This window comes from Candidatus Planktophila sp. (genome assembly GCF_044348745.1).
Taxonomy (GTDB): domain Bacteria; phylum Actinomycetota; class Actinomycetes; order Nanopelagicales; family Nanopelagicaceae; genus Planktophila.
Genome location: NZ_JBIKSG010000040.1, coordinates 1 through 8,245, shown reverse-complemented (window position 1 = coordinate 8,245; position 8,245 = coordinate 1). Strand labels below are relative to the sequence as shown.

8 protein-coding genes, 1 tRNA gene and 1 pseudogene are annotated in these 8,245 nt (G+C 45.8%); 5 read left to right on the top strand and 5 right to left on the bottom strand.

Features of this window, described 5'->3' with window-relative positions; all coding sequences use genetic code 11:
* Window positions 1-149: 149 nt before the first annotated feature.
* Window positions 150-1,457 (bottom strand): diaminopimelate decarboxylase, encoded by a 1,308-nt coding sequence (gene lysA, locus AC9UH7_RS05730; RefSeq protein WP_509596132.1) that lies wholly within the window; start codon window positions 1,455-1,457, stop codon window positions 150-152.
* A 3-nt stretch (window positions 1,458-1,460) separates the two neighbouring features.
* The gene (argS, locus tag AC9UH7_RS05725; protein ID WP_509596130.1) at window positions 1,461-3,125 is read right to left on the bottom strand and encodes an arginine--tRNA ligase; all 1,665 of its coding nucleotides are present in this window, start codon (window positions 3,123-3,125) and stop codon (window positions 1,461-1,463) included.
* 86 nt (window positions 3,126-3,211) lie between these two features.
* Here argS and AC9UH7_RS05720 point away from each other — a divergent pair.
* From AC9UH7_RS05720 to AC9UH7_RS05710, 3 genes are all read left to right on the top strand, one after another.
* Window positions 3,212-3,292: transfer RNA gene (locus tag AC9UH7_RS05720), tRNA-Leu, on the top strand.
* Window positions 3,293-3,319: 27 nt separating this feature from the next.
* The gene (locus AC9UH7_RS05715) at window positions 3,320-3,664 is read left to right on the top strand and encodes a helix-hairpin-helix domain-containing protein (RefSeq protein ID WP_509596128.1); all 345 of its coding nucleotides are present in this window, start codon (window positions 3,320-3,322) and stop codon (window positions 3,662-3,664) included.
* Between the two features lie 17 nt (window positions 3,665-3,681).
* Entirely contained in the window at window positions 3,682-4,194 is a 513-nt protein-coding gene (locus AC9UH7_RS05710) for a DinB family protein (RefSeq protein ID WP_509596126.1), read from the top strand.
* 21 nt (window positions 4,195-4,215) lie between these two features.
* On the opposite strand, the gene AC9UH7_RS05705 is transcribed toward AC9UH7_RS05710, so the two are convergent.
* From AC9UH7_RS05705 to AC9UH7_RS05695, 3 genes are all read right to left on the bottom strand, one after another.
* Window positions 4,216-4,482 (bottom strand): hypothetical protein, encoded by a 267-nt coding sequence (locus AC9UH7_RS05705; protein WP_509596124.1) that lies wholly within the window; start codon window positions 4,480-4,482, stop codon window positions 4,216-4,218.
* Between the two features lie 91 nt (window positions 4,483-4,573).
* Window positions 4,574-5,338 carry a bacteriorhodopsin-like gene (locus AC9UH7_RS05700; RefSeq protein ID WP_509596123.1) on the bottom strand — a complete coding sequence of 255 codons (765 nt, stop codon included), beginning with the start codon at window positions 5,336-5,338 and terminating at the stop codon, window positions 4,574-4,576.
* Window positions 5,339-5,607: 269 nt separating this feature from the next.
* A complete protein-coding gene (locus AC9UH7_RS05695) occupies window positions 5,608-7,257 on the bottom strand; it encodes a DUF885 domain-containing protein (protein ID WP_509596121.1) in 1,650 nt (549 codons plus the stop codon).
* A gap of 71 nt (window positions 7,258-7,328) precedes the next feature.
* Here AC9UH7_RS05695 and trhA point away from each other — a divergent pair, with 71 nt between their 5' ends.
* Both trhA and AC9UH7_RS05685 read left to right on the top strand, forming a co-directional pair.
* Window positions 7,329-7,973 carry a PAQR family membrane homeostasis protein TrhA gene (gene trhA, locus AC9UH7_RS05690; protein WP_509596119.1) on the top strand — a complete coding sequence of 215 codons (645 nt, stop codon included), beginning with the start codon at window positions 7,329-7,331 and terminating at the stop codon, window positions 7,971-7,973.
* 58 nt (window positions 7,974-8,031) lie between these two features.
* Window positions 8,032-8,245: pseudogene (locus AC9UH7_RS05685) on the top strand (hypothetical protein); the annotation flags it as partial.

Genomic DNA, 8,245 nt, shown 5'->3' with positions numbered 1-8,245 from the left:
GCTCCAGAGCGTTCTGAAAGTTCTTGTTCATCATCTTGAAGCAGGCGAGCAACCTGAGTGCCCACAACGCCGCAGCCGAGCATTCCAATTGTGATTGTTTTGACGCCCGAGTTCATAGCGCCATTCTTTCATAGATGACTAGATCGGCGTTAAATATCGAGTCTGAGCAGATCGGCTTCAGTCTCTCGGCGCACAATTACACGAGCTTTTCCATCTTTTACTGCAACAACTGGCGGTCTAGCCACATGGTTGTAGTTGCTGGCCATGCTGCGTCCATATGCACCTGTTGCAGGGACAGCTAATAGATCCCCTGGAACGATGTCATCAGGCAAATCAATCTCGCGAATGACAATATCTCCCGTTTCGCAATGCTTTCCAACTAAACGGCTAGATACATGCGCTGCAGTGCTGGTTCGATTAGCCAAAATGGTCGTGTATTCGGCTCCATAGAGTGATGGGCGAATATTGTCACTCATTCCACCATCGACTGAAATGTAGCGACGATGAGTTCCATTTTCCAAAGTCACATCTTTGACTGTTCCTACTTCATACAAAGTAAACATTGCTGGACCCACGATTGCGCGGCCTGGCTCAATTGAAACTGTTGGAATCTGAAGATTATGTGCTTCGCAATTTTTTGTAACAGCAGCAGCAAGTGCGCTCATAGCTTCCGCAGGAACAACAGTTTCTTCTCCTGGCAGATACGCGATTCCGTAGCCACCGCCAAGATCTAATTCAGGCAATTCCTTCTTATACTCATCGCGATATTGTGCAAGCAAGGAGATCAGACGCTCTGACAAAATCTCAAAGGATTTATGTCCAAAGATCTGTGAACCAATATGCGCATGGACTCCACGCAGCTCAAGGCCTGGCTGAGCGCTAACTGCTTCAATAGCTGCCCAAGCAGCTCCACTTGCAATAGAAAAACCAAACTTCACATCTTCATGTGCTGTTGCGATTGATTCGTGAGTGTGGGCTTGAATACCTGGTGTTATGCGAAGCAATACTCGCTGGACTTTGCCCGCTTTTCTTGAAGCCTCTGCCACACGTTCTATCTCATACAGAGAATCAATCACAATGGATTCAACTCCAACAGAGATGGCTTTCTCAATTTCAGCAACAGACTTATTGTTTCCGTGCACTTCTATCTTTGAAGGATCAATTTCACCGGCAAGTGCAACAGCCATTTCTCCGCCCGTACTGACATCTATACCTATGCCAATCTCCTTGATCCAGCGTGCAAGTTCTGTGCAGATAAATGCTTTGGATGCGTAATAAACAGTGCCTGCATTTGGTCCAAAGGCATCTTTGAGCGCTTTATCCCATGCAAGGGCACGAGCACGAAAGTCTGCCTCATCAATAAAAAATGCTGGAGTTCCGAATTCTTTAGCAAGTGTTTTGGCCGTAATTCCTGCCAAGGAAAGTTCAGTGCCCGTTGTAACAGATGAAGACCACATCAGCTACATCCTCTCCGGTGCACTCACGCCTAGAAGATCTAGACCGTTATGGACAACCTGCTTTGTTGCAGTACATAGTAATAAACGCGCGGTGTGGAGCGCAGTAAATTTTTCTTCTCCCATAGGCAAGACACGGCAGTCGTTATAGAAACCATGATAAGTGCCGGCAAGTTCCTCGAGATAACGAGCTATGCGGTGTGGCTCCCGAAATTCTGCAGCACTTGCCACAACTCGCGGGAATTCAGCCAAGGCGGCAAGTAATTCATTTTCCCGATTATGAACCAATTGTGAAGGATCAAATTCAGCAAGATTTAATGAGGCACCAAGTTCAAGGGCATTTCGCAAAACAGCAGCAATGCGAGCATGCGCATACTGAACGTAGTAGACAGGATTCTCATTTGTATTTCTCTTTAAGATATCTATGTCCATCACCATCGGGGTGTCGACTGGGTAGCGAATTAATGTGTAACGCGCAGCATCTACGCCTACCTTTTCAACAAGCTCTTCCAAAGTAATAATCGTTCCAGCGCGCTTAGAGAGTTTGACCTCTTCGCCGCCTTCCATAATTTTTACCAACTGCCCAATGAGCACCTCAACGTTGTAACCAGGGTCATCTCCAGCACAGGCCGCTGTTGCCTTTAATCGACCGATGTATCCATGGTGATCTGCACCTAACATGTAAATACAAATATCAAAGCCACGCTCGCGCTTGTTGATGTAATAAGCAGTATCTGATGCGAAGTAGGTAAGAGACCCATCGCTTTTTGTCATCACTCGATCTTTGTCATCACCAAAATCTGTGGTTCGCAGCCACACAGCGCCATCAACTTCAAAAACATGGCCTTGAGCTTGCAACTTTTTCATACCGTGATCGACAGCACCTTGCTCATGTAAAGATCGTTCTGAGAACCACACATCAAAATGTGTATTAAAGGTATCTAGGACTCGTTGTTGATCCTTTAACTGCAATTTATATGCTGCTTCACGAAATTCGACAAAGCGTTCTTCTTCTGGCAAAGATTTTATCTCTGAATTTTGCGCAACAACTTCTTGCGCTAGATCCTTAATGTAATCCCCTTGGTAACCATTTTCTGGAACAGAATTACCGAGTGCAACCGCTTCAACAGATTGACCAAACAGATCCATTTGATTTCCACGATCATTAATGTAGAACTCTCGTGTTACTTGCGCGCCAGCCGCTGTCAAAACACGACCAAGAGAATCTCCTACTGCTGCCCAACGCGTATGTCCTAGATGCAATGGCCCAGTTGGGTTAGCACTTATAAACTCTAAGTTGATCTTCACGCCTGATAGTGAAGAACCTTTTCCAAAATCACTTTTTGCATTAAGAATTGTTTCCACAAGTGCAGCTTGGCTTGCACGATTTAAAGTTATGTTAATAAATCCAGGACCAGCAATATCCACCTTTGAAATATCTGAAACGACATTTAATTGTTCAGCAATAATCACCGCGACATCGCGAGGATTCATCCCCGCAGGTTTTGCCAATTGCAGAGCGATCGAGGATGCATAATCGCCGTGGTCTCGATCTTTTGGCCGATCTAATTTAATGGCCTCTGGCGCGGTGCCGCTGAGGGCTCCTGAGGCTATGGCTCTTTCTATTGCAGCCTTAATCGCCTCTTCAAGGATCTCAATCTGTGTGGACACTAAGCAAGGCTATCGTGCTCATTTTGGTGAAACTGCCTCTTACCTCTAATCTTGCCTCTTGGTTGGAAGCGAAAGCTTCAAACCATGCGGGAGTGGTGAAATGGCAGACACGCAGGTCTTAGGAACCTGTGTCTTCGGACGTGCGGGTTCAAGTCCCGCCTCCCGCACACTGATCTGAAAGTTAAGATTTATCCATGGCAAAGAAATCTCCAGCCAAAATTAAAAAAGAGGCCGCTGAAATCAAGCGTGCTGCAATGGCTCGTCGTGAAGAAAAACGATTACAAAAAATAAGCCAGCAATCCAATGTCGACAGCAGTGAAGTTGATCTTGAGTATTACGCCTCAGTTGATCAGGTATGGCGCGAATTGGGTTTAGCAGCACCGGCATGCCGGGCATTAATCGATGACGGATTGTTCAAACTATCTGATCTGAGGAAAACTTCACTTGCCGCTGTAAAAGAGTTACACGGCATGGGACCAAATGCGATCCGTATTTTGGTGAGCGAAATGAAGAAAGCAGATCTTTCCTTTAGGAAGTAATTGTTTATACTAGAAAAATGCAATCTCCTCGATATCCCTTAAGCGTTGGCACTGAACGCGAGCTATTGGAACAACATCTGGAGTTCTGTCGTCAAACTATTATTTATAAAATCACCGGCATTACTAAAGACAATGGCGTGAAGAGATTAGGGCCAACTTCAACATCTGTTCTAGGGATTTTGCGCCATTTAACAGAGGTTGAATACGGCTGGTTTCATATCAACTTTGCTGGTCTTGAATACAACGAGGGTCGATACAGCGATGCCAACCCAAATGGTGACTTCGAGATTCTTGAATCAGACACTGTGGAATCTCTTTTGGAGGGTTACATCAAAGCCTGCGAGAACTCTCGTAAGGTTTGTGTTGGAAAGAGTTTAGATGAGCTTGGAACCGAGCCAAGGCCGCGTGATGATGCTAAGCCTTCGCTTAGGTGGATTTACTTACACATGATTGATGAAACAGCCCGACACGCAGGTCACCTAGATATCTATCGCGAGTTAATAGATGGTGCCCACGACGGAACTCTTTAGATCGCTGAGCTCTTTAGCGAATTAGTTGCTGAATGCAAAGGCAATGAGTGCAACACCAGCAATAGCTACCAGTGCTTTAACTTCACGTCGCCCAAGGATTGAAACAAGTGCTGGCACATATGTTGCACCAAGAATTGCTGCACCTGGACCAAAAATTAATGCACTGCGAGAAATGATGTCGGGTTCACCCCACTGATATCGAAGATTAATCAGGCCACATGCAAATAGTAGATAGCCGCCCATTCGATAATTGTTAATCCAGTACTTATCAAGCTTCTCGTTAGTCATGTGATTAGTCTATGAAAGCAAACAGGAGTGCCGCTTTCGCGACACTCCTGTTTTTAGGATTCTTAGCTAAAAGAGATCCACTAATCAAAGATTAGTGATCGTCCTTCATTCCTTCTGCCATTGACTTCATGCGAGCGATCTTCAGAATTGTTAGACCGAATACGCACTTAGCCAAAACGTCAGCAAGTGTGTAACCAACCTGAACTGCTACGAATGATTCTGGTGTTGCTGAACCCCAGATGTTGAACATGTACGCGATTGGGTAAACGCCCCATGTTGCGATCAGTAGTAGACGGAGGTTAGCAACAGACTTTGCAACTCCTTCTGGCTGACGATCAAGTGACTTACCTAGTTCTACGAATAGGACGTAAAGGATGTATAGGAATGGGATTGTTGATAGAACACCGTAGGTGATCTGTGTTCCCTGTACATCTGAAATTTCACCTGGGTAACCAAGTGCAATCATTGCAGCTGAAGCTGGAACAAGGCGCATGATTAGTGACTTTGAAACTGCAGCTGTTAGTGCAAGTACTGCAATAACTTCTACTAGTAGTAGAGGTACAGTCAATAGCCAGTCAACGTAGCGGTATGCCTCGTTGAATGCATCCTTTGATCCGTCTAGAAGAACGGAACCATCTTCTGTTGCATTTGTTGCATGCTTGAATGAATCAAAGATTCGTAGGTAGTGGTAACCAGCGATGAATGTAACCATCGATGACATAACGAGAGCATTGCGATACTTAGCCAATACACGCTGTTGTGAAACTAGTGTGTAAACGGTGCAAGCAAGCATGGAAATTAGCCCGAATGAAAATACGTTATAGACTAGGTTCCATTGGTTTGGATCAAGTTTCAAGGTATTCCTCCATGAGGATCATGTGGAGAGGCCTTTTGGCCTCTGAATTCGTCGGCCATAAGGAATCCTCGAGGAACTCCTTTGACCTCCGACAAGGTTTATTGTGAAGCAAACGCGAGCAATTTGCATGAAAATAGTGGGAAAATTATGAGATTTTTTTATCGACTTTCCAGGATTTTAAGCGTGAAAAAAGGCGACCAAGGAATTTTTACCCCCTGATCGCCTTTTTCCACAGGTTACTAATTAGTAACTTATTGGAGTTCCTTTTTTTACTGTCCCTGCCACAACGCCAGTTCTGCAGCAAATGGGTCAAGGCCCATAGGTCCTAGCTTGAGTGCATAGCTGTGGAATCTCTTCATATTGAAACCATCGCCGAGGCGAGCTTTGGCATCTTCACGGGCTGCCATCCAGACGCGCTCGCCGACCTTGTAGGAAATAGCTTGTCCTGGCCATCCGAGATAACGATCAGTTTCACTACGTGAATGATCCTCATCAAGAAGTGCTTGCTCGTTTAGCAATTTGCGGGAACTTTCTGCGTTCCACACAACACCATTGTCATCTGTGTAACCAAGGTGCATTCCAATATCTACAACAATGCGGGCTGCACGTAATGCCTGTGCAGAGAGATAACCCATTTCAATTCCTGGCTCATCAAATGCACCCAGTTCATTCATGAACCGTTCTGCATACAAAGCCCAGCCTTCGCCATATCCACTGATCCAGGCTGATGTGCGCTGGAAGCGAGTCAGGCGATCTTTTTCAACCGTTGCTGTTCCGACCTGTAAATGGTGTCCCGGAACTGCCTCGTGATACCAGGTAGAAACAAGATGCCAATTGCTCACTTCATTCTTACCCAACATTGGAATCCATGTAGTTCCTGGTCGAGATAGATCTTCAGATGGTGGGTTGTAGTAAGGGGCAGATGCACTTCCTTCTGGTGCTAGACGTGCCTCGCAAATTGCAATGCGGGGATCAATTTCAAAGAACTCACCATCCATGCGCTTCATCGCAGCATCAGTGAAGTCCTGCAAATACTTAACTACATTTTCTGGACCAACAACCTTGTATTTAGGGTCATTATCAAGGGTGTCTGCAACCTCACGCAGAGTCTTTGCTTGTGGGTTAATTACTTTTGCAAGTTCCCACATGCGATCGTTAATTGCCTTCAGCTCTTTCTTGCCCCATTCATATGTGGCTGGAAGATCTAGCTGCGCGCCTGTGAAGTAGCGTGCCCAGACTGCATAACGCTCTGCACCAACTGCATCATTTGGATTAGCAATTGGTAAATACTCTTCACGTAAGAATTTAGCAGCCTTTGCAGAAGCAGCCTCAGCAAGCTTTGCTGCTTCATGCATCGCTGGATACTTGCCAGCACCATCAAAGTTTTTGCACATTGCGCTATATCCGCCATTGGCATAACTATCTAACTGCTCAATTACACCCTTCACCTGACGCTGCGCCGTCGTTTTTCCAGTCTTTGCAACAGTCATGATGGTTTCACACCATGAGCTATAGGCGGCATCAACTGCAGCTAAACGCTTAGCGATATTGTCAAAATCTTGATCAGAGTTCTTTGGCATCAGTTCAAAGATTGAACGCACATTCGATGGTGGCGATGTCAGAACATTCCAGAGCACAAATCCTTCCTGGCTATCATGCAATGCAAGTCCAGATTCAAGACGCTCTGTCATTACAGCCTTTGCAATACGGTCAATCTCATCGATTGGTTCCATTGCAGAGAGCTTCTTCAAAGTCTCGCGAGTTAAATTCGCGCTCACTTCTGCTGCTGCGATTGAAAAATCATCGAGTTTGTCTTGGTTGAGCCCATTTCCAAGATAGGTACAGCCCATTGGGCTAAGAGCTGCTTCTTGATCGATGTAAACATCGCTGATTTCAAATATAGGTGATCTATGTGTCATGGCTGAAGTTTGGCAGTGGTGCTGGCCTTTGTCCACGGCTAATTGTGTGAAAGTAGCCTAGGCTGGTCAGTATGAGCCTCACCCCAATTGCACCACCAAAGCTACGCGGTTGGTTTCACCTCGGGGCAACTCCTGCGGTCATGATCGCATCACTCGTTTTATTTGTTTTGAGTAAAAATTCCCTCAAGTTTGCAGTGGCAATTTACTCAATTACAGCAATCATGTTGTTTAGCGTTTCTGCAATTTATCATCGAGTTCCATGGGTGCCAGAAAAGAAAAAGATTTGGCGACGCTGGGATCATGCCAACATTAATTTGTTGATCGCTGGTTCTTACACTCCCTTTGCGGTTACATTGCTTGAAGGTCGCGACCGGGTGATCTTGTTAACTGTTGTGTGGATAGGAGCAGCATCCGGTGTTGCTCTTCGAGTTTTCTGGCTAAGTGCACCGCGTTGGCTATATGTGGCCAATTATTTGGTTTTGGGCTGGGTTGCCGTTTTTTACACACCATCTCTCTATCGTGAGGGTGGTTTGTGGGTACTACTTCCAATCGTGATTGGTGGCTTGTTCTACTCCGTGGGTGCAATCTTTTACGCACTTAAGCGCCCTGGCCGTGCGGCGAAGTACTTCGGCTTCCATGAGCTCTTCCATATCTTTGTGCTCGCAGCGTGGATAAGTCAGTACGTAGCCATCTCGGTAGCGATTTACAGTAAATAAGCCTTTGCTCTAACCTAGGTCATCTGTACGCAAGGTTTTACGAGTAGCGAGGTGCATGATGGCGGAGAAAAAGAGCTTCCTTAACTGGGTCGGCTTTACTGAAGAAGAGAGTTCCAGCCTGCCTTCATCTGTTGACCGCATCCGCGAACTTGAAGCGCAGATTGCAGATTTGAAATCTCGTCGCGACATCACCGGCTTAACAAAAGAAGAGTTTGAAATTCTCGCAACTGAAACTGCGATGTCCATGATCAAGTCTGCTCAAGCTCGTGAAA

What these genes read in the sequence shown, in the direction of transcription:
- lysA (WP_509596132.1), bottom strand. Translation starts at nt 1,457, where the DNA reads ATGTGGTCTTCATCTGTTACAACGGGCACTGAACTTTCCTTGGCAGGA.
- AC9UH7_RS05715 (WP_509596128.1), top strand. Translation starts at nt 3,320, where the DNA reads ATGGCAAAGAAATCTCCAGCCAAAATTAAAAAAGAGGCCGCTGAAATC.
- AC9UH7_RS05710 (WP_509596126.1), top strand. Translation starts at nt 3,682, where the DNA reads ATGCAATCTCCTCGATATCCCTTAAGCGTTGGCACTGAACGCGAGCTA.
- AC9UH7_RS05705 (WP_509596124.1), bottom strand. Translation starts at nt 4,482, where the DNA reads ATGACTAACGAGAAGCTTGATAAGTACTGGATTAACAATTATCGAATG.
- AC9UH7_RS05695 (WP_509596121.1), bottom strand. Translation starts at nt 7,257, where the DNA reads ATGACACATAGATCACCTATATTTGAAATCAGCGATGTTTACATCGAT.
- trhA (WP_509596119.1), top strand. Translation starts at nt 7,329, where the DNA reads ATGAGCCTCACCCCAATTGCACCACCAAAGCTACGCGGTTGGTTTCAC.